At 61.4% G+C, this 20,987-nt stretch carries 16 protein-coding genes; all 16 read right to left on the minus strand.

Features of this window, described 5'->3' with window-relative positions; translation table 11 throughout:
* Nucleotides 1-72 precede the first annotated feature (72 nt).
* Nucleotides 73-1,092 carry a flagellar motor switch protein FliG gene (gene fliG / locus F3J43_RS02390; RefSeq protein WP_028692791.1) on the minus strand — a complete coding sequence of 340 codons (1,020 nt, stop codon included), beginning with the start codon at nt 1,090-1,092 and terminating at the stop codon, nt 73-75.
* Nucleotides 1,085-2,863 carry a flagellar basal-body MS-ring/collar protein FliF gene (gene fliF / locus F3J43_RS02395; RefSeq protein ID WP_166883224.1) on the minus strand — a complete coding sequence of 593 codons (1,779 nt, stop codon included), beginning with the start codon at nt 2,861-2,863 and terminating at the stop codon, nt 1,085-1,087. Before fliF ends, fliG begins: the two co-directional genes overlap by 8 nt.
* Before the next feature lie 16 nt (nt 2,864-2,879).
* Complete coding sequence (gene fliE / locus F3J43_RS02400; protein WP_166883225.1) at nt 2,880-3,212, minus strand: flagellar hook-basal body complex protein FliE; 333 nt, start codon at nt 3,210-3,212, stop codon at nt 2,880-2,882.
* A 106-nt stretch (nt 3,213-3,318) separates the two neighbouring features.
* Nucleotides 3,319-4,695: a sigma-54-dependent transcriptional regulator gene (locus tag F3J43_RS02405; protein WP_166883226.1), complete on the minus strand. Its 1,377-nt coding sequence runs from the start codon at nt 4,693-4,695 to the stop codon at nt 3,319-3,321.
* Nucleotides 4,695-5,891, minus strand: a complete 1,197-nt coding sequence (locus F3J43_RS02410) for a sensor histidine kinase (protein ID WP_205297590.1) — start codon at nt 5,889-5,891, stop codon at nt 4,695-4,697. The genes F3J43_RS02405 and F3J43_RS02410 overlap by 1 nt, the downstream gene beginning before the upstream one ends.
* 222 nt (nt 5,892-6,113) lie before the next feature.
* Nucleotides 6,114-7,589 carry a transcriptional regulator FleQ gene (gene fleQ, locus F3J43_RS02415; RefSeq protein WP_166883228.1) on the minus strand — a complete coding sequence of 492 codons (1,476 nt, stop codon included), beginning with the start codon at nt 7,587-7,589 and terminating at the stop codon, nt 6,114-6,116.
* Between the two features lie 167 nt (nt 7,590-7,756).
* The gene (fliT, locus tag F3J43_RS02420; protein WP_166883229.1) at nt 7,757-8,053 is read right to left on the minus strand and encodes a flagellar protein FliT; all 297 of its coding nucleotides are present in this window, start codon (nt 8,051-8,053) and stop codon (nt 7,757-7,759) included.
* A 14-nt stretch (nt 8,054-8,067) separates the two neighbouring features.
* Nucleotides 8,068-8,463 carry a flagellar export chaperone FliS gene (gene fliS, locus F3J43_RS02425; RefSeq protein ID WP_166883230.1) on the minus strand — a complete coding sequence of 132 codons (396 nt, stop codon included), beginning with the start codon at nt 8,461-8,463 and terminating at the stop codon, nt 8,068-8,070.
* Nucleotides 8,464-8,594: 131 nt separating this feature from the next.
* Nucleotides 8,595-10,010 (minus strand): flagellar filament capping protein FliD, encoded by a 1,416-nt coding sequence (fliD, locus tag F3J43_RS02430; RefSeq protein WP_166883231.1) that lies wholly within the window; start codon nt 10,008-10,010, stop codon nt 8,595-8,597.
* Between the two features lie 78 nt (nt 10,011-10,088).
* The gene (locus tag F3J43_RS02435) at nt 10,089-10,439 is read right to left on the minus strand and encodes a flagellar protein FlaG (protein ID WP_286184322.1); all 351 of its coding nucleotides are present in this window, start codon (nt 10,437-10,439) and stop codon (nt 10,089-10,091) included.
* A gap of 78 nt (nt 10,440-10,517) precedes the next feature.
* Entirely contained in the window at nt 10,518-11,366 is an 849-nt protein-coding gene (locus tag F3J43_RS02440; protein ID WP_166883233.1) for a flagellin domain-containing protein, read from the minus strand.
* Between the two features lie 247 nt (nt 11,367-11,613).
* Nucleotides 11,614-12,549 carry a ketoacyl-ACP synthase III gene (locus tag F3J43_RS02445; protein ID WP_166883234.1) on the minus strand — a complete coding sequence of 312 codons (936 nt, stop codon included), beginning with the start codon at nt 12,547-12,549 and terminating at the stop codon, nt 11,614-11,616.
* Nucleotides 12,550-12,859: 310 nt separating this feature from the next.
* Nucleotides 12,860-18,976, minus strand: coding sequence for a methyltransferase domain-containing protein (locus F3J43_RS02450; protein WP_166883235.1), 6,117 nt, complete (start codon nt 18,974-18,976; stop codon nt 12,860-12,862).
* Nucleotides 18,969-19,631, minus strand: coding sequence for a phosphocholine cytidylyltransferase family protein (locus F3J43_RS02455; RefSeq protein ID WP_166883236.1), 663 nt, complete (start codon nt 19,629-19,631; stop codon nt 18,969-18,971). Before F3J43_RS02455 ends, F3J43_RS02450 begins: the two co-directional genes overlap by 8 nt.
* Entirely contained in the window at nt 19,607-20,212 is a 606-nt protein-coding gene (locus tag F3J43_RS02460) for an HAD-IB family phosphatase (RefSeq protein ID WP_166883237.1), read from the minus strand. Before F3J43_RS02460 ends, F3J43_RS02455 begins: the two co-directional genes overlap by 25 nt.
* Nucleotides 20,209-20,979, minus strand: coding sequence for a class I SAM-dependent methyltransferase (locus F3J43_RS02465; protein ID WP_166883238.1), 771 nt, complete (start codon nt 20,977-20,979; stop codon nt 20,209-20,211). The genes F3J43_RS02460 and F3J43_RS02465 overlap by 4 nt, the downstream gene beginning before the upstream one ends.
* Between the last annotated feature and the right edge of the window lie 8 nt (nt 20,980-20,987).

The following is a 20,987-nucleotide window of genomic DNA, read 5'->3' on the forward strand; positions in this document are numbered from 1 at the left end:
GGACCGACAGCACTGCCGGCCCCGGCCACATCGCGGGGCCAGCCCGCTCCCACAGTGCCACCTGTCGCTGGCTTAAATCATTTCCTCGGCGCCCTTGCCGCCGAGCACGATCTCGCCGGCCTCGGCCATGCGGCGGGCGATGGTGAGGATTTCCTTCTGCGCGGTTTCCACATCGCTGACCCGCACCGGCCCCTTGGCCTCCAGGTCGTCGCGCAGCAGTTCCGAGGCACGCTTGGACATGTTCTTGAAGATCTTGTCCTTGACCCGCTCGTCGGCGCCCTTGAGCGACACCACCAGCACGTCGGAGGACACTTCCCGCAGCAGCGCCTGGATGCCGCGGTCGTCGACATCGGCGAGGTTGTTGAAGACGAACATCAGGTCTTCGATCTGCTCCGACAGGTCGCTGTCGATCTCGCGAATCGCGTCCATCAGTGCACCTTCGACCGAGCTGTCGAGGAAGTTCATGATGTCGGCGGCACGCTTGATGCCACCCAGGGTGGTGCGCGCGGCGTTGGAGTTTCCGGAGAACTGCTTCTCGAGGATCTGGTTCAGCTCCTTGAGCGCCGCCGGCTGCACGGTATTGAGCGACGACACGCGCAGAACGATGTCCAGGCGCACCTTGTGGTCGAAGTTGCTCAGTACTTCGCCGGCCTGGTCAGGATCGAGGTAGGCGACCACGATCGCCTGGATCTGCGGGTGTTCGTAACGGATGACGTCGGCGACGGCACGCGGCTCCATCCACTTGAGGCTGTCCAGGCCGCTGGTGTTGCCACCGAGCAGGATGCGGTCGATCAGGCCGTTGGCCTTGTCCTCGCCGAGGGCCTGGTTGAGCATCTTGCGGATGTAGCCATCGGAGCCGACGCCCAGGCTGGTCTGGTCGCCGACGATCTCGACGAACTCGCTCATCACCTGCTCGACTTGTTCGCGATGCACGTTGCCCATCTGCGCCATGGCCACGCCGACCCGCTGGACCTCCTTGGGCCCCATGTGACGCAGGACCTGCGCCGCATCGGTCTCGCCGAGCGACAACAGGAGAATCGCCGCCTTGTCGACGCGGCTCAGCTTGGCGGTAATGGCTCGATTGTCACTCATCGGCGTTGATCCACTCTTTCACGACCTGGGCCACGCGCCCCGGGTCTTCGGCCACCAGGCCCTTGATTGCGTTGAGCTGTGCCTCGTAACCCTCGCTGGGGCTTGGCAACAGAATGCTTGTCGGGCCACCCAGGCTGACACGGTCGTTGGCCAACTCGCCATCCAGACCGATCATCCCGCCCAGCTCCATGTCGCCGTCAGTGGCAGCCTGCTTGCCGCCACCGGTGATGTTGTTGAGCACCGGACGCAGCACGCCGAATACCAGCACCAGGATGAACGCCACGCCCAGCACCTGCTTGACGATGTCCCAGAACCACGGCTGCGAGTAGAACGGAATATCGGCCAGTTCGTCGCCACGGTCGGCCGCGAACGGCACGTTGATCACGGTGACACTGTCGCCACGGCTGGCATCGAAGCCCACCGCGTCCTGCACCAGGCGCGTGAAGCGCGCCAGGTCCTCGGCGCCCCATGGGGTGCGGATGGCTTCGCCGCTGGCGGCGTCGAGCTTGACCTGGTCGTCGACCACCACCGCCACCGACAGGCGGGTCAGACGCCCCTGCTGTTGGCGGGTGTGGCTGATGGAGCGGTCCAGCTCGAAGTTCTTGGTGCTCTGCTGGCGCTTGTCGCTCGGGTACGGTGCGAGCATCGGCTGGCCAGTGGCCGGATCCATGATCTGCTGACCATTGGAGTCGACCAGCGGCTGGCCCGGCTGGATGGCACCGGCCGGCGTTGCTGCGGTACGGGCATTCTCCGGCGCACTGGCGCCAGATGGCGGTTGGTTGCTCAGCGCGCCCGGCACGCCTTGCGGGCCCTGGCTGCTGGAGCGCTGCTCGTTGACCGACTGCTCGCTGCGCAGGGCCGGCTGGTCGGGATTGAACTGCTCGGAGGTGGACTCGACGGCGCTGAAGTCGACATCGGCCGAGACCTCTGCTTTGTAGCGATCATTACCCAGCACCGGCTGCAGGATGTTGTGCACCCGCTGGGTGAGCATACCTTCCATGCGCCGGCTGTAGTCGAACTGCTTGCCAGCCATGGTCAGGGCGGTGTCCTGCAGCTGATCGGAAAGCAGGTTGCCCTTCTGGTCGACCACGGTCACCTGCGACTTGTCCAGTTCCGGAACGCTGGCAGCCACGAGATTGACAATGGCCATGACCTGGCCGGCCTCCAGAGAGCGACCTGGGTACAGCTCGACCAGCACCGAAGCGCTAGGCTTGCGCTCGTCACGGACGAATACCGAGCTCTTCGGGATCGCCAGGTGCACACGCGCCGCCTTGACATTGTTCACGCTGGCGACGGTACGCGCCAGCTCGCCCTCGAGGCTGCGCCGATAGCGGGTGGCCTCCATGAACTGGCTGGTGCCCAAGCCCTGCTCCTTGTCGAGCAGTTCGAAACCAACGTTGCCATCGCTCGGCGCCACGCCGGCGGCAGCCAGCTTCAGGCGCGCACGGGAGAGGTCGTCGGCCTTGACCAGCAGGGCGCCGGAATTGGGCTCCACGCGATAGGGAATGTCGGCGGCGGCGAGCGAATCGATCACCTGCTTGGTGTCCATGCCCGCCAGGCTGCCGTACAGCGGGCGGTAGTCCGGCTGCTGCGACCACAGCACCACGGCGAAACCGATGGCCACGCTGGCAGCCAGGCCGACCAGCAGACCGACCTGACGCAGCATGGGCATCTGCGAGATGTTTTCCAGGAACGCCATGCCGAACAGCGGCGGCTTGGCGACTGGTGGGCCACTCTTGGCGGGGGCGTTATCGACGACTGCTTCGGCCATGACTCAACTCTCGCCCTTATACCGGCATCTGCATGATGTCCTGGTACGCCTGTACCAGTTTGTTGCGCACCTGGGTCAGGGCCTGGAACGACACGGAGGCCTTCTGCGAGGCGATCATCACGTCGGTCAGGTCGACACCGCTCTTGCCGATCTCGAAGGCATTGGCCAGCTGGGTGGACGCCTGCTGGGTTTCATGCACCTTGCCGATGGCCTGGCCGAGCATGTCGGCGAAGCTGCTCTGGCCCGGCGCCAGCTCAGGAGCTGCGCCCACCTTGGGCATGGACATGGCTTCGGCCTGCATGGCACGCATGTCCAACATCAGACGATTGAATTCAACACCTTGGGTCATGGACTTCTCTCTCCGGCAGCCGCATTTTTTTGACACTCATGCAGCGAATAGGCTGGAACTAGCAAGAGGAGTGCCAGCCCACCCAGAAAACATTCAAAACGGCACTTCAGCCGAACAGACTGGCCTCGACATCGAGCCCGGCATCACGCATCTGCGCCAGCTTGTAACGCAGCGTGCGCGGGCTGATGCCAAGCTTTTCCGCGGCCTCCTTGCGACGCCCACGCTCGGCACGCAGCGTGTCGATGATCATCTGGAATTCATGCCGACGCATGTCGTCGCCCAACCCCCCCGACTCAGGCACGACATCCCCGGATGATGGCGCAGTAATGGCCATCGCTGGCACCGACAATGGAATGGCACCCGCCAGACAGAAATCCGCCGCCTCGATCACACCACCCTGCTGCAGGATCAACGCGCGCTGCAAGGCGTTGTCGAGTTCACGCACATTGCCCGGCCAGGCATGCGCCTGCAGGCAGGCCCGGGCATCGGCGGACAGGCGCACCGGCGCATGCTTCATCTTGCCGACATGCCGCGCCAGCAAGCGCTCGGCCAACGGCAGAATATCGCCAGGACGCTCACGCAAGGCCTGCCAGGCCAGCGGGAACACCGACAACCGGTAGTAGAGATCCTCGCGGAAACGCCCCGCCGCCACCTCCCCTGCCAGATCCCGGTTGGTGGTGGCCAGCACGCGAATATCCAGGCTGATCGGCTTGCGCCCACCCACCCGCTCGACCTCGCGCTCCTGCAACACACGCAGCAGCTTGGCCTGCAGCGCCAGCGGCATCTCAGAGATCTCGTCGAGCAACAGGGTGCCACCGTCGGCCTGCTCGAACTTGCCGGCCTGGGCAGCAATGGCACCGGTGAAGGAGCCCTTCTCATGCCCGAACAGCGTGGCCTCGAGCATGTTGTCGGGAATCGCCGCGCAGTTGATCGCTACGAAAGGCGCCTCGGCCCGCGGTGACTGCTGATGGATATAGCGCGCCAGAACCTCCTTGCCGGTCCCCGACTCACCCGAGATCAGCACCGTCGAGTCGCTGCGCGCCACCCGCGCCGCCAGCTCGAGCAACTGGCGACTGGCCGGTTCGCACGCCACCGGCCCCGCCTCCTCGCCCACCTCAGGGTGACCGACGGCATGGCGCTCCACCAGGCTGATCAGCGCCTTCGGCTCGAATGGCTTGACCAGATAGTCCACCGCCCCCTGGCGCATCGCCTCGACCGCGCGCTCAACCGCGGCATGGGCGGTCATCAGCAGCACGGGCAACTGAGGGTGATGACGCCCGAGCTGGGCCAGCAACTGGTGCCCATCCATCCCCGGCATATTGACGTCGCTGACCACCAGGCTGAACGACTCCTCGACGACCGCCTGCAAAGCCTCCTCGCCAGAGCCGACCGCGCGATGACTGAAGCCACCGATCTCCAGGGTATCGGCCAGCGCCTGGCGCAGAGTACGGTCATCCTCGACCAGCAAGACCTTGATCTGCATCACGCCTCTCCATCTGCCGTGCCAATCAACGGCAGGATCACTTGTGCACAAGTGCCCCGCCCCGGCTTCGAGCGCAGGCGCAACACACCCTGATGCGCACGCGCCACCGCCTGCACCACCGCCAGGCCAAGCCCGGTACCGGTGGCCTTGGTGGTCAGGAAAGGCTCGCCCAGGCGCGCCAGCAGCTCGGCGTCGATACCGCTACCGGCATCGCTTACGCACAAATGCAGATGCTGCCCGCGACGGAACAGGTGCACCTTCAGGCGCGCCGAACCAGGGCTGGCCTGCAAGGCATTCTCGATCAGGTTGAGCATGGCACCGACCAGGGTGTCGCGATTGCAGAGCAGCTCCCCCAACTGGGTGTCGCACTGCCAGCGCACTGCCTGGCCCTGCACATGGACCTGGGCAGCCTGCTGCAAGGCCTGGAACAGCGCCTTGGGCGTCAGCCGGTCACCCAGCGGCAACTCGCCGCGGGCAAACACCAGCATGTCGCGCACCTGGTGCTCCAATTCGTGCAGGCGCTCCTTGAGGCTGCCGGCGAAACGCTGCCGGGTTTCCGGCGCCAGTGCCTGCCCGGCGTCCGCCAGGTGCCCCGCATAGAGCATGGCCGCCGACAGGGGCGTGCGGATCTGGTGCGCCAGCGAGGCGACCATGCGCCCCAGGGACGACAGGCGCTCGTGGCGAGCGAGCTGGTCCTGCAAGCGGCGGGTTTCGGTCAGATCGGTCAGCAGTACCAGCTGCCCAGGCTCGGCATCCAGCGAACGCGTCGCAATGGACAGGCGGCGACCATCGCGCAGCGACACCTCATGCCCGTCATCCTTGCGAGGAGCGAAGCTGCGCGCGATCACCTGGCGCCACAGCTGGCCGATCAGCGGCTCGCCAAGCAGGTCGCAGGCCGCCGGGTTGGCCTCGCACACATACCCCTGGGCATCGATCACGATCACCCCGCCCGGCAGCAGGTCGAGCAGATTCTGCAGGCGATTGGCCAGGCGCTCCTTCTCGCTCAGCTCCGCCATGCGCTGGGCACTGACCACCGCCAGCTCGCCCTTGAGTTCGCTGACGCGCGCCTCGAGCATGCTGTACGACTCGGTGAGCTGGGAAGAGACCTGACTGAACAGGGCGAACGCCTGCTCAAGCCCCCGTCGACTCTCCTGCTCGACCGGGGTATCCCCCTGCGGATCGGGGGTTCTGGACATATGGGCGGCCTGGGGCATCGTGCTCTCTCGCGTGGCTGACCGTCAAAAACGGTGTATTGCCAGCGATATAGCAATACGCGTGCCGGAGATTGCCGAAAGCCTTGCGGGAGAGTGCTGCAAACTGGCCAGAAAGCCACTGACCACGGGGCTTTGCGCCCCTGTAAAACGTGTGGTTTTTGCATCCCGGGGCCATCCATTGCCCCGCTGCGGATGCGTAAGGCGTCAATCCTCCGCCTGTTCCTCGCCACCCTGACGGCTCATGCCGTACTTGCGCATCTTTTCCACCAGCGTGGTGCGACGAATGCGCAAACGCTCGGCGGCGCGGGCGACGATGCCGTTGGCATCGTCCAGCGCCTGCTGGATCAATCCTTGCTCCAGACTGCCCAGGTAGTCCTTGAGATCAAGGCCTTCCGGCGGCAGCATGGCGTGGCTGGCAAAGTCCGGGGCATGCCCGTTGATCGCCACCCGCTCTTCCAGGTCGCTGCGCAGGCTGTCCACCAACTGCTCGTCCTCGTCATCGACGTAACGGAACTTCTTCGGCAGCTCGGAGACGCCAATCACACCGTAGGGGTGCATGATCGCCATGCGCTCCACCAGATTTGCCAGCTCACGCACGTTACCCGGCCAGCCGTGTCGACATAGCGACATGATCGAGGCAGAGTTGAAGCGGATCGAGCCGCGCTTCTCGTGCTCCATGCGCGAGATAAGCTCGTTCATCAGCAACGGGATGTCCTCGACGCGCTCGCGCAGCGGGGCCATCTCGATGGGGAATACATTGAGGCGGTAGTAGAGGTCTTCGCGGAACGTCCCGTCCTCGATCATGGTCTCGAGGTTCTTGTGGGTCGCGGCGATGATACGCACATCGATGCTTTGGGTCTTGTTGCTGCCAACGCGCTCGAACGTGCGCTCCTGCAGCACCCGCAGCAACTTGACCTGCATCGGCAACGGCATGTCGCCGATCTCGTCAAGGAACAGCGTGCCACCGTTGGCCAGCTCGAAACGCCCGGCACGACTGGTGATGGCACCGGTGAAGGCCCCCTTCTCGTGGCCGAACAGTTCGCTCTCCAGCAATTCGGCCGGGATCGCCCCGCAGTTGACCGGCACGAACGGCGCCTCGCGCCGCTTGGAGTGATAGTGCAGGTTGCGCGCGACCACCTCCTTGCCAGTCCCGGACTCGCCGAGGATCAGCACACTGGCGTCGGTATCGGCCACTTGCTGCATCATCTGCCGCACATGCTGGATGGCACGGCTGGTGCCTACCAGGCTGCGGAACAGGTTCGGCTCACGCTGACGACCGCGCTCGCGGGCCTGGTCGTACATCTCGCGATAGACCTGGGCACGGTGCAACGAGTCGAGCAACTGGCTGTAGCTCGGCGGCATCTCGAGGTTGGAAAGCACACGACGACGCAGGTCCTCAGGGAACTCTGCAGAAGAAATATCACCCAAAAGCAGTACCGGAAGGAACTCATCCCACCCGGCCACTGTCTTAAGGAGCCCCAGCACACTGGCCGGAGCATTCACGGTCCCGATCAGTACGCACAGCACTTCACGGCTTGAAGACAACGACTCGACAACCTGCTGCCAGTCTTGACTGGAACAGGACAGGTTCTCTTCGCCGAGGAAATTCAGGACCACCGCCAGATCGCGGCGGCGTTCGCTGTCGTCATCGATCAGGAGTATCTTGGTTTCACGCCACATGCAATAGCAACTTCCCTAGTCATATCGGCGCCCTGGGGGCAAGCTCGACATCATTCCGACTGAATGGTCAGTGTTCGGACGTCTGAAATTCGAAAACAGCCACTAGTAAAGTCAAAAAACCAGACACAGTCAAATTAATGGCGCGCTGAATTTTGTATCATCTGTGGTCAAGAAAACAGATGGTATACCTTTGCGGCGTTTTCCGCCTGACGGATCTGCGTCATTTCATCGACTATTGATTGACGCTCGCCACTTGCAATCTCGATCAGTTGCCGATAAACGCCCAGCAACTCCTCCAGACTGGCACGTACTTCGTCTTCGTTGGTGAGCGCCTCGGCCAGCACATCATCCACGCACAGACGACACTCCAGGTCGAGCTCCCCCACCGCATCCCAGTCACGACTGGCCAGGGCGCTGAGCAGCGCTTCACGCGTCTGCTCGATCCGTTCGATTACCTCACTCATGACAACCTCCTGGCTCAGGGCGCTGGCTGTTGCTCGCCGATCGCATCCCAGCCTTCCTTGACCGTGATCAACAGGCGCGCCACTTCGTCGATGATCTCAGGGTCGCCCTTGACGTTGGCCTCGACCAGGCGACGGCTCATGTAGGTGTACAGGTTATCCAGGTCGCTCAGGCTGTCCGCATGGTTTTCCAGATCAAGGCCTTCGCGCAGACCGCCAATGATATCGATGGCCTTGCCGATCAAGATGCCCCGCTGGGCGATGTCCTTGCGGGCAATGGCGCCCTTGGCCTGGGCCAGGCGATCGAGGCCGCCCTGCATGAGCATCTGCACCAGACGGTGCGGGCTGGCTTCGGAAGTCTGTGCCACACCGTTGACTTTCTGGTATTGCCGAAGGGCCAACATCGGGTTCATGAATCTGCCTCGCTGCAGCGAAAAGGTTGCATATACCGATGTATCGCCGTCACGTCAAAAAACTTTAGCGAGAAAGCAAAAAGCCCGGGGTGTCTGGCAGACATCCCGGGCTTTTTGTCAGTACCGATCGATCAGGACTTCTTCTGCGCGTTGATCGCCTCGAAGAACGAAGTGATCTGCTTGGCCTGATCCTGCATCTTGCCAAGGGCGGCATCCAGGGCCGAGTACTTCTTGGTCAGCGAGGTAGTGAGCATCTCCACCCGACGATCCAGGGCCGCCTGCTGATTGGCAAGGTTCGTCGCCACCTTGTCGAGATTGCCCTTACGGGTATCGAGCGTGCCGCCGGTGGAATTGTACGGATCGATAGCCTTGTTCATTCGCTCGAACACGCCATTGCTTCCAGTGAACAACTCCTGAACCTCTGGACCGAGCTTCTTGTCATTCAGCGCCGCATTGAACTTGACGCTGTTGAACTCCAGCGTGCCGTCCTTCTGGGTGTTGATACCCAACTGGCTCAGGGTGGTCAGCTTGTCCCCGGCTCCGGTCTCAGCCAGCACCTTGCGCACATCGCCAAGCAGTGCACGGGTGGTCGGGTCGTTGGTCAACGGGCCAAGCACCAGCTTGTCCTTCGAGTCGCGAGACGTGGAGGTAAGCGAGGTGACCGCCTTTTGCAGCGTGTTGTAGGCATCGACGAAGGCTTGAACGGACTTCTTCAGGCCTTCGTTGTCAGCCGCCACGGTGACCTTGGTCCCGGAGGTGATATTGCCCGCCGAGTCCTTGGGCGATGCGCCCGTCAACTCCAGGGAGATACCACTGATGGCATTGCTGACGGTATTGGAGGCACTGGTCAGGTTCAAGCCGTCGATGGAGAACTTGGCATCCTGTGCCAGGGCCGTGATGAAGCCCGCGCCGCTGCCCGACATCTGCTGCGTGCCATCGATGGTCAGCTCGGGAATGCCGCCAACCGAGATGTCGCTGCCAGCACCCGTGGTGGTGGAGCCGAACACCAGGCGCGAACCGCCGGCTTCGTTGATGATGTTGGCGGTGATCCCGTTGGCGCTCATTTCCTTGTTGATCTGGTCACGAACGCTCTGCAGCGTGGCACCACTGCCAACGGTGATCTTGTAGTCCTTGCCATTCTGGCTGATGGTCATCTCGCCGGCGCTGATCGGCGTACTGGCACCACCTGCGAATTGCTGGCTGGCAACCTTGGAGCCGGTGGCCAACTGGCCAACCTTGATGTCGTAGCTACCCGCGACTGCGGTGTTGCTCGACTTGATCTTGACCACGCTTTCGTTTGCGGAAGTACCTGCAAACGCATTGAACGATGGCGCGTCCTTGTCGTTCAGCTTCTTCATGGCATCCTGGAACGCCGTCAGGGCACTGCGCAGGGAGCCGATACCGGAGATCATCGCCGAGTTGTTGGCGTTCTGGCGGGTGATCTGGTTCGACTTGGCCGCAGTGTCGGCATTGACCAGCACCTTGACGATATTGGTGATATCGAGGCCGGAACCGAGACCCGTGCTGGAAGTAAGTGGGCTTGCCATGCTGTTATCCCTCTCGTAAACGCGTCAGTCCTGCTCCGCAAGCCTGACATGAATCACGCCATCGATGCTCGCCGCCGGTCAGACCTTGGCGTCGAACAGAACACTTTTGACATCGCTCAGGCTGTGAGCGATCCGCAGAGCCTCTTCCGAGGGGATCTGCCTGATCAGCTCACCAGTTTCACTGGCGACGACCTTGACCACGATCTTACCGGACTCTTCATCAGTGAAGAACTCCAGGTTGCGTCGGGTCTCTTTAAGAAATTTTTCTATCTCGGAGACGGCGTCCTTGACCTTGTCGGTGTCATGCACGCGCGACATGTCTTTCTTCTCGCCATCACCAGAAAACTCTGCCGGCCGGGAAACCGGCTTCTCGGCAACCTGCTCAGCCGGGCGCGCAGCCTGATAAGACAGGTTCAACTTGAGGCTCATGTCCATGTCCACCACCTCATAATGAAAAGGCGGGGAAGCGCCTGGAGAGCACTTCCCCGCCATCAGCTATCAGGCAGATTAGCCCAGCAGCTTCAGGACTGCCGATGGCAGTTGGTTGGCCTGGGCCAGAACCGAGGTCGAAGCTTGCTGCAGAGTCTGCTGCTTGGTCAGCTGGGCAGTTTCAGCAGCGAAGTCGGTGTCCTGTACACGGCCACGAGCGGCTTCGGCGTTCTCGTTGATGTTCTGCAGGTTGTTGATGGTGCTGGTCAGACGGTTCTGAGCGGCACCCAGGTCAGCACGGTTGGTGTTGATGGTCTGCAGAGCCTTGTCGATAGCGGTGACGGCGGCGCTGTAGTTGGTTTCGGCCAGGGCGCTGGTCGAACCTTGGATGTTGACGGTCGAAGCGATGCCCAGGGAAACGGCGTCGAACTTCTGGCCCAGGTTGATGCTGATCTGGTTGATCGAACCGGTGTTCGAGCCGACCTGGAAGGTCATGGTCGAAGCCGAACCGTCCAGCAGGTTCTTGCCGTTCAGCTGAGTGGACTGAGCGATACGGGTCAGTTCCGAGGCCAGCGACTGGAACTCTTTGTCCAGAGCGGCACGGTCGTCGGTGCTGTTGGAGTCGTTTCGCGACTGCAGTGCCAGTTCGCGCATACGCTGCAGCATGTTGGTCTGCTCTTGCATCGCGCCTTCAGCGGTCTGGGCGATGGAGATACCGTCGTTGGCGTTCTTGATAGCCATGGTCTGACCGCGGATCTGCGAAGTCATGCGGGTAGCGATCTGCAGGCCGGCGGCGTCGTCTTTGGCGCTGTTGATTTTCAGGCCGGAGGACAGACGGGTCATCGAAGTGCTCAGTGCGTCGGAAGCACGGTTCAGGTTCTTCTGAACGCCCAGAGAGGTGGTGTTGGTGTTTACAGTCAAAGCCATGACGAATTCCTCGTTGGATGGGTACTACGGCTTCCGGCCTTGGCAATTCGCCGGGTAGGTGGCCTAGAGAACCTTCGTAATGTTTATCGTCGTCAGGGCAGTTTGCTTTAGGGCGAATTCTCAAAAAATTTACTGGCATCCTGCCACCCCAATGAAATCAGGGGTTTGACGCCAGAATTCAATCGTCGAAAATGAAAAAAAGCGCGGCAGGCAGAACCCACGGCGCTTTTTTCGACACCCCATCACTTCAGTCTGTGCGCTCGATGATCGCCGAGCCCCACGACAAGCCCACGCCAAAACCGCTCAGCGCCACGCGCTTGTGCAGCGAACCAAGCACATGCTTCTCGAGCAGCAGCGGAATGCTCGAGGACACGGTATTGCCGGTCTCGACCATGTCCTTGACGAACTTCTCGCGATGACGCCCCTCGTCGAAACGCTGGGAAACCGCATCGACGATCGCCGCGCTGCCTTGATGCAGGCAATAGAGATCGACGTCGTCGGCTTGCAACTGACTCGCCTCAAGTAGCTGCTGCAGATGCGCCGGCACCTTGACCAGCGCGAAATTGTAGACCTGCCGGCCATTCATGAAGAACTTGCCATCGGTCGTGCGCAGGTGCTCGGCGCCTGCGCCATCGCTGCCGAACAGCGACTTGCCGAGCTGCCAGGTGGCGCCCTCGCCCATCCAGGTGGCGGTGGCAGCATCGCCAAACAGCATGGTGGTATTGCGATCCTCCGGATCGACAATCTTCGAATACGGGTCAGCAGTCAGCAGCAGGCCGCATTTCAAGCCTGCCGCCTCCATGAAGCCTTTCATGGCGTAAAGACCATAGACATAGCCAGAGCACCCCAGCGAGACGTCAAATGCGGCGACGGCAGTGGACAGCCCAAGTTTGTGCTGGACGATAGCCGCGGTATGCGGCAAGCCCTCGGCATCACCATTCTGGGTGACGACGATGACGATATCGATGGAGGCAGGATCCAGCGCCGGATTGGCGGCGAACAACGTGCGGGCGGCCTCGACGCACAGGTCAGAGGTTTCCTGGTCAACAGCTTTGCGCGGCAGGAAGGTCGAGCCAATTTTGCCGAAGATGAAATCCTGGTCTTTGCCGAATTTCGCACCCTGAGCGTAGTTGTCCACGCCTTCGACAGGTACGTAACTGGCGATGCTTTTGATGCCAATCATTGTGGCTTCCCGATGGAAATAGCGAAAATACGCGGGTTAAAGGGCCATCAGCACACACGCTGCACGCCGCGCCGACATGGCTACCCGCAGACTCAATAGATTAAAGATGCACGTTTCGACTGCCAAGTCACTGTTGTGACGACCCCGTCACGGCCGCACTGCCGAAAAAGAGGCGCAGTGGCTTTGAAAATGCCACCGCAAAAAAAAACCGGGGCATTATCCGCCCCGGTCTACCCACCAGCTACCCGCCCTTAGAAGACGATAGCCACACCAATCATGGCGAGCCCTTCACCTGCTGATAGCCGAGCGATCAAGCCGGCAACCACCCTGCCCGCCAGCGCAACAGGTTCTCGCCTTCGAGCATGCGGTCGCGCAACACCTGAGAACGCAGCGCATCCCCCATGCGCGCCGTGGCATCCAAGTCATCGAGATGCATGCGAACTGCGGCAAACCAGTCTTCGCGACGGTTGCGCACCCAGGTAACCCGCAAGTCGCCCTGTCGGCGGGCAAGCTCGCTACAGATCACCGGCACCCCACAAGCGCCGAGCTCCAGTACCGGCAGGTCATCCCTGCACTCATTGAAAAACCCGTCAGCGAGCGGCCATAGCGCAAGATCGAGATCAAGCCGGGCAAGTTGCAACGGGTAGTCATGGCCCTCCAACCGTGCTCGGCACTCGACCATATATGGACGCAGCGCGTCAGGACACTCGCCGACAAACACCCAATCGACATCATCGGCCAATGCCTTGACGACCTCCTCCACCAGGGCCAGATCCTGGGGCGCAAGATCCTTGCCGAGCAGACCTACTCGCGGCTTGCCTCCAACGCAACGCCCCCCGGCGAGCCCCGACCACTGGACCGGATCAAGATAGCTGGGGACCACCTGGATAGGTCGACGGCAATCCCCCAAGGCGTCAGCCAGCGCCTCACCGCTCACCACCAGCCGGTCAACCAGAGCCAAACCCTGCCGCAAACTGCGCGCCACAGCCTGAGACATCTCCTCGCCAAACTCCGCGAGCGCGGGCAGTCCGGGCAGATAGGCATCGAGCTCAAACACTTTGAAGGCACGAGAGAACATTGACATCTGGCGCATACGCTCGATCTGATCTGCACTGATCTGGCGCTGCAGAACAATGCTGTCAGGCGCATAGCGCTCAAGCTCCGCTAGCGTGAGGTGAGTCTGTATTACGCTTCCGTCCACCAGGCCGGCGCGCTTGAGTGCCTCCAGTGGCTGACCGACACGCGGCCCAGCACTCTTCCCGTGTACATGGGCAAGTACCTTGGGCGTACCCTTGCACGACGACAACGGACTCCAGCTCGAACTGGTCGCAGCGACTGTGAACGCCTCACCAACGAGGGCAAGATTGGCGTTGTACGAAGGGTCGCGCGCCAGAAGCGGCAACCAGCGAGCGTATATTGCCTCCTCCTGCTCAACCGTCGCGACCGCCTCGGGCGTCTCACTGATCAGCAGCGCAGCACGTGGCGTCCAGACATTCAGGTAGCCGGCAGCCTGCAGGCGCAGGCATAGGTCCACATCCGCCCAAGGCAATAGTTCCGGGCTCTCGTCAAAACCACCCATCTCAAGGAACAAGGCCCTACCCATCATCATGCACTTGCTACTCACCGCTGCATGATTCTGGTCTACAGCCAAGCGATGCAGGTAGCCACCGGCATTCATCGGCAAGCCCTTGAAGACTCGACCCACAACCCCTTCCAGGCCAAGTACCAGTCCACCATGACGAACGGTACAATCGCTCGCCAACAGCTTGGCCCCCACGGCCCCCACCTCTTGGCGACAAGCATGATTGACCAGTTGCTGCAGCCAGTCGTCCTCCAGCACGGCAACGCCGGCATCCAGCCACAGCAACAACTCACCCTCCGCCTGCCGGGCTGCCAGGTTGCGCACCTGCACCACGGACAGTTCACGCGGAACACGCATGATCCTGACCAGGCCACTATCCAACTGCTCGACGGCCTCAAGCCAGGCCTGCAGCTCAGGTTCTTCCTCTCCCTGATCCAGCACCAGCACTTCGAAGTTTCGGTAGGTCGTTCGCTCGAGAATGGTTTCGACGCAGCGACGCACCCTCGCCAGCCCATCGTGCGTAGCGACCATGATGCTGACCAACGCCCCCTCGCCGACACCATAGTTGAGCTCATAGCGCCCGGGCAGCCGGCTGTGCACCGAAGCACCTTCGAAGCCCCTGGCCAGCAGATGCCGCTGAATCGCGTGCTGCTCAGCGGCGCAATCCACCAGCGGGACCTCATCACGTATCAGCCAAGGCTCGCTGACGTGCCCCAACCCCTCGAAGCCCTTTTCCTCGATCAGTCGCAGGATCAGGTCGAATTCCATCGCCCGTCCCGCATCGGCGCGCAAGCCACCCAGCGCCAGCCAGGCATCACGATTGAACAACCAATGCCCAGCCATCACGCCCGGCAAACTGAGCAACATGTCCAGGTTCATGTCCGGACGCAAGGCCACTTGCAACGCACCCGTTGACGAGCGCACCACCTCGTCGCCGTAGATGGCTCGCAGACCTGGCGCTTCGGCCACATCAAGCGCCGCAATCAGCAGACCGCTGGCCGTGAACTCCACCCCCGCATCGACCAGCATGAACCAGTCGAAGCCCCCCTCACGAACGGCGCGGTCGACCGCTGCTGGCAAGGACTCATCATCGATGCGCAAGATATGTAGCTTGTCACCAGGCGCGGTCGTACCCGGGAGATCCAGCACCGTCAACGCAACGATATCAAGATGCCGATAAAGGTTGTGGCCCGGGCTCAGGCTTCTCAACGTGAGCTCCAGGCGCTCAGCGCTACCCTCGCGATCCAGCACCAGAACCCCGAACCTCGGCGCGGCGCCACTTTCCAGATACCCATCAATCAGACACTGCTGTGCCTGTGTGGGTACGCGCGCAGCCAGCCAGGATGCCACCTCAGGCTCCACGTGCAACGGTGGGTACTCACGCAATGCCGCCTGGATCTGCTCCGCCACACTGGGCACCCGACCGCCCTTCGCCTCGATCTCGGCAATCTGCGGCGCGAACGAAGCACGGAACAGCGCTTCACGCATACCCTCGTATACAGCGCGATCTTCTATGCTGTCAGCCTCTCGAAGCCGAGTCTTGAGCTGATCGAGCAGCAGCAGTTGCGCATCGACCCCACCGTTAGCCGCCGAAGGTTTCAGCCCTTCATACACTTCTACCTGCCACTGCGACTCGGTCGCCAGGATCAGTGGCAACAGACGCTCCATCACAAAAACCTTGCAGGCGTAGCCTTCGGTGTCCCGATGCGATGTGACATCGTTCAGAGCCGTGCCGTATGCGCTAGGCCACTCACCCGAACGCGCCTGCTCGGCGGCCTGGAAGATCGTTTCGGCCTTGCTGAACCAATGCCGCCAGAAACGTGGCTTAGCGATGAAATAGTTGCAGAATTGCGACTGCTGCGAATCCATCACCAGTGTTTCCAGGTCCACGCCCGGCGCTAACTGACGAGCCATCTCGACGAATGCCGGCCAGATGTTGGGATGATGGACCAGCCCCTGGATGAAGACGTTCTCGTACCGTGCGCCCTCAGCAAAGAACACCGGGAACAGCAGCACGTCAGCCTGATCTGGCGCTGCGTCGACGAAGCTCAGTACCTGCTGCGATCCAAGCCCAGTCTTCTGTCGGAAACGCGGTGAGAGAACACCATAGAACGCGTTCTCATCCAGCTCCTCAGTCATCAGCAGATTGCGGATCGGCCAGTATTCCGCCCAGTCAGGACGCTGTCCGACGTTGTCCAGCGGCGTATAACCGGGCTCAAGCATCGCCCGGGTCTCTTCTGAATAGAAGATCTGGTGAATATGCGCCCTCGTCGGAGCGGCCTGCGCCACCGGGCCACCGAATGCCAGGCACAGCGAGAGTGGCCCAGCCAGTCCCGGCATGCCGGCAAACGAAGCGCTGCTACGCAACTCGATATCGGTCACACCATTGGCGTTGGGCTCAAACGGCAGCACCAGTCGCTGCGCACTGGCATCGGCCAGCAACACCTGGCCAACGCAACGGCCATTAACCCAGATCTCAGTGGTAAACGGGAACCCATCATACTGATCTGGCGCGGCAGCAATACTGATCTGCGCCTCGACTCCCGCCTGTGTAACCACCTGCCCCTTCACTGCCGGAGCCAGTTGCAATGCTGCTCGCGGCCCGGCCACATAACGTGCCGGACGCGCGCCAACGATACGCAACACCGAGCTCACCAGCACGACATTCATCTGCTCGGTCGACCACTCGACACTGCGTCCTTCTGCCGACAAGGTTTCCCAAAGCGTATCGAACACCTCATCGTCTATATCCTGTGGCAAATGCCCCAGCACTCGCCGCAACGCGTGCTCCGGAAGCAGTTGCCACAATTGCCGCCCCTGGCGATGCTGCAAGGCCGCGCGCAAACGATCACGGACCCAGACATCACGATCACGGCTCTGCACAGCGACCGGCCGGGCACCAGCATCGCCCAGCAGGACAGCGTCGAGCTCACCTTTGGCCAGCGCGGCCATGCCATCGCTGACCTGATGCGCACTGCCCGGACAGCAGGCGACCTCACCATCGATCAACAGATAGGCCAGATCGCTGCCTTGAGCCTTGTCGCGCTCAGCCAACCAACGCTTGGCATCCCCTGCGCGCTCACCGCCAAGCACACTGATGCGCTTAAAGGCCAGCAGATCATCGAACGCCTCGTAGAGTTGCGCGGCCTGCTCACCCCGACGACCATCGATGACCACATGCAGGCGCGGCGCCTGGGCAATAGCGCTAGCCACACGCTCGGCAGAGCGCCCGTCGGCAAAATCGCCGTAGAGTTGGCGAACCCGGGCGCGCTGGGCTTCTCGACAATGGGTTCGATGCAACGCGTAGGCGTTCCCCAGCAGATCAAGGAAGCCTTGATCGTCACCGAACTCCATCCCGATGTCCCGCCAAGCATTTCCAGGCGCATCCGGGTTGTATTCCCAGTGCCCCACTCGCGCCTCGCTCGAATACAGCAGGGTCGGACGATCCAGCACCATGAACTCGAACAGCAGCGAAGAGCGATCCGCCACCAGGATATCGGCCTCGGCAAAGCTGTCGGCGATACTGGCTTGTGGATCGTCCACCAGTTCCACCAATGGGTCCGCAGCAACCTGCGCACGCCATTGTCCCATGAGATCACGGAACAGCGCCTTGTCCACGACGAAACTATGCTCATGCTGCACGATCGCCGGATGAGGCTTGATGATGATCCGGGCACGCGGGTAGACGGAGCGGATGAGGGAGACGACCCGGTCACCGAAGTACACCGCTGCACTGATTTCCGGATTGTAGGTCGGTGCAAACAGGATCGTTGGCTCGACATCGTTCATCGGCCGGGCAGGCAGCCTGAAGACCTGGTCGACCCAGGCGTTACCGGTCAGCAGGAATCCATGGCGGGGATGCACATCGGACAACAGTGTGTCCTCGATGTCCCAGACACTGCCACATAGGTAGTCGGCGTGATTGTACTGCGGCTCGGCATACCCATAGCGGGTGACCGAACCATGCCGCATCCCGATCAAGAGCACCTGATGGGCATCACAGTAATCGCGCCAGAACTCTACCGACCAACCATCGGCAACCACGATGACCTGCGGCTTCCAGGCCATCACCTCGTCGATCGACAGGCTCAGCAGACTGTCTTCGAAACAGGCGGCCAGCGGACGCAACGAACGGAAATGGAATGGCATGCTACCGTAGCAGGCCACCCGCAATCCGCTGATTGGGAGCACTGGCACCTCGGCAGCCAGCAATGGACGGAAGACATACAAAACGCTCGTCTGCCCGAAGTTGTGCATGGTCAGCAGTGGGTGGCGCCCTACCTCGCGCAGCCCAAGGGAACAAATCAGCGCCAGGTAACGGGACTCCGGACGATACTTGGCCTCATACTGGGCATTGAGCAACGTACGGGCCTCGACACCTTGCAACAACACCGAGTCCTTCAGGATGAGATGACCACCCGGCTTGAGCATCGACATCGCGCGCAGCACGATCCGCGCAGCAGCGTTATCGTCGCTGATGGTGGTGAGCACCCCCATCAGGCTGACGGCATCGAATTTCTCAGCCGAGGTGAACTCGAATACATCGGCCACCTGAAACTCGACATTGTCGATGTTTTCTTCCCGCGCTTTCGCCCGGGCCTGCTCGATCAGTTTCTCACCTACATCGAACGCCACCACATGCCGGACATGGCGCGCAAACAGCAAGCTGAACTCGCCGTCGGCACAGCCGATATCAAGCACTCGCGCATCCGTCGGGAGCGAGGGAAGCACATGCGTCAACAAGCATTCACGCTGACGCTCGTACAGCTCCCTAGGGCCGATCTGGCCACGCTCGGTCTGGCTCCAGAACTGACGAGCCACCTTCCCTTGTTCCTGGTTACTCATGTTCGCCCCACTGCGTAGCAAAAACCTTGCGCGCCATATCCAGATCTGCGGTTGTGTCGATATCAAACGCCTTCAACTCAAACGCAGGCAGGGGAAGACAGGCCTCCAGCGCCTGATAGACGAAGATGGGCTGATTGACCACGATCTGCGGCTTGATGACCGCAATACCCGTCCACTCCATCGCGTAATCCGGTTCGCGGGTAAAACCGAGAACCTGAGCGCCGGCAGCGTCGAGCTGCACACGTACACCATCACTGGTGATATAGGGCGAAACACCAATCAATTGCTCATGCTGACCAGCCGCCTGAAGAAAGGCTTCGAAACTGCGAGCGTCCATGACCGTATCCGCATCCAGCACAAGCATGCGCTCCTGAAGATGACGGGATACCCGGTAAATGCTCTGCAATGTATTGGTACGGGCGTAATCAGGGTTGCGCACGACTATCAGGTCAGGGCGCAAGGCGATGGCATGCTCGATCACCTCTTCCTCATGGAAACCGACCACCAACCAGACAGTTTCAGCCCACTGCAGCCGCTCAAGGTGCCAATCGAGCAAAGAGCGTCCCGCCACTTCGACAAGACACTTCGGCTTGTTAAGCCCAAGCCGCGAGCCAATGCCGGCGGCGCAAATTACAGCGTGCTTAACAGGCGACATAGCGCATTCCCATCGTAAGTAACGAAATCACTGAGCTTGACCAGTTCCTTGTTGGGCTGATGCACCCCACCGAACGCGACACGCCAGTCAGCGGCCTCGAACATTGGCACATCATTCATCCCCTCTCCCACCGCGACGATCCGATCAAAGCGCGAGCGCAGGCTACTGACCGCATCGCCTTTATGCAGGATGTTCTCAACACCTTCGAGGCGGCCCAGGTCGTCCAATCGAGCGGTGGAGGTGAAACTGTGGATACCAAGTTTCTCGAGAACTGGCTTTACCCACAGATCAAGATTGCCTGTCACGACGAACGACTGCTCAGGGTGGCGGGCAATGAAATCGAGAATTGCACGATCGAACTCCACATGCTTGTCGAGAGCCGCGTGAATCCAGTCCAGCCTCGCATCACGCAGCAGCCTCACACGTAACTTGAAGGACTTGTCGAATGGCAGAAGACCTTCGATGGTGGCCTGGGTCAGAGCACTTATCTCGTCTTCCAGCCCCACCGAGGTGGCGATCAGGGGCAACAGTTCCTGACGCGTCAGCGTACCGTCGAGGTCGAAGCAGTATGCGGTTGTCATGCCGTCGCCCCTTGGCGGCGCAGGACAAAGAAGTACTGCCGGGTTTCCGCCCGTTTTTCCAGGTCCTCAGGGAACAGGAAACCTTCATGTTCGGTAAACATGCCCAACCCCTCGAATGCTTCGTTCATCAGCGCGTGAAGTTCGTCAGCCGTGCGATAAATCGCCGAATACTCGTCGGCGAGTTCCTGGGAGTAGAAGCGGTCGAGCGTGAACCGCTCGGCGACGCCGACCGGTTCACGCAGGTAGATCCCACCCCCGGGAACCAGCAAGCGGGCGGCATCACGCAGCACCTTCACGCAATCCTCATCGTTCAGGTAGATCAGCAGCCCCGAAACCAGTGCCAGGTCAAAGGGCGCCTGAACGATCAGCGATTGCGGCTGGATGTCCGTGGCCGACATCACCTGGAAGTGCATGCCTGCCAATTGCCGTTTGGCGACCTCATCCGTCGCCTTGGCAATCAGACTCGCGGAGAAGTCCAACCCCAGGTAGTCAAGGCTTTGGCATTGCCCAGCGAGGAACCACCCCCAACGCCCCGTGCCACAACCGATATCCAGAATCCGTCGAACGCGCCCCAGACCAAGGATCTGTGCCACGGCCGCCTTCTCCGCGCTATCGCGTTTTTCGACCAGTTCTGGGTTGTGGTCTTGATACATGGTGGCACTGAGCACGTTGGCGTACTCACCCTTGCCACGGGATTCGAAAAAGGCACGGGTAGCGCCATAGTCGATATCGACCGGCTTGCCCTTGATGCGTCGAGAGTCGTTCAAGATTGCTC

Source organism: Pantoea sp. Cy-639 (assembly GCF_011752525.1).
GTDB lineage: Bacteria > Pseudomonadota > Gammaproteobacteria > Pseudomonadales > Pseudomonadaceae > Aquipseudomonas.

Bases quoted from the DNA above. Each gene is read 5' to 3' on its own strand.
- F3J43_RS02450 (WP_166883235.1), bottom strand. From the start codon at position 18,976: ATGAGTAACCAGGAACAAGGGAAGGTGGCTCGTCAGTTCTGGAGCCAG.
- fliD (WP_166883231.1), bottom strand. From the start codon at position 10,010: ATGGCAAGCCCACTTACTTCCAGCACGGGTCTCGGTTCCGGCCTCGAT.
- fleQ (WP_166883228.1), bottom strand. From the start codon at position 7,589: ATGTGGCGTGAAACCAAGATACTCCTGATCGATGACGACAGCGAACGC.
- F3J43_RS02445 (WP_166883234.1), bottom strand. From the start codon at position 12,549: ATGATTGGCATCAAAAGCATCGCCAGTTACGTACCTGTCGAAGGCGTG.
- F3J43_RS02435 (WP_286184322.1), bottom strand. From the start codon at position 10,439: ATGAGCCTCAAGTTGAACCTGTCTTATCAGGCTGCGCGCCCGGCTGAG.
- fliF (WP_166883224.1), bottom strand. From the start codon at position 2,863: ATGGCCGAAGCAGTCGTCGATAACGCCCCCGCCAAGAGTGGCCCACCA.
- F3J43_RS02410 (WP_205297590.1), bottom strand. From the start codon at position 5,891: ATGTCCAGAACCCCCGATCCGCAGGGGGATACCCCGGTCGAGCAGGAG.
- F3J43_RS02460 (WP_166883237.1), bottom strand. From the start codon at position 20,212: ATGACAACCGCATACTGCTTCGACCTCGACGGTACGCTGACGCGTCAG.
- fliT (WP_166883229.1), bottom strand. From the start codon at position 8,053: ATGAGTGAGGTAATCGAACGGATCGAGCAGACGCGTGAAGCGCTGCTC.
- F3J43_RS02440 (WP_166883233.1), bottom strand. From the start codon at position 11,366: ATGGCTTTGACTGTAAACACCAACACCACCTCTCTGGGCGTTCAGAAG.
- fliE (WP_166883225.1), bottom strand. From the start codon at position 3,212: ATGACCCAAGGTGTTGAATTCAATCGTCTGATGTTGGACATGCGTGCC.
- F3J43_RS02455 (WP_166883236.1), bottom strand. From the start codon at position 19,631: ATGTCGCCTGTTAAGCACGCTGTAATTTGCGCCGCCGGCATTGGCTCG.
- fliS (WP_166883230.1), bottom strand. From the start codon at position 8,463: ATGAACCCGATGTTGGCCCTTCGGCAATACCAGAAAGTCAACGGTGTG.
- F3J43_RS02405 (WP_166883226.1), bottom strand. From the start codon at position 4,695: ATGCAGATCAAGGTCTTGCTGGTCGAGGATGACCGTACTCTGCGCCAG.
- fliG (WP_028692791.1), bottom strand. From the start codon at position 1,092: ATGAGTGACAATCGAGCCATTACCGCCAAGCTGAGCCGCGTCGACAAG.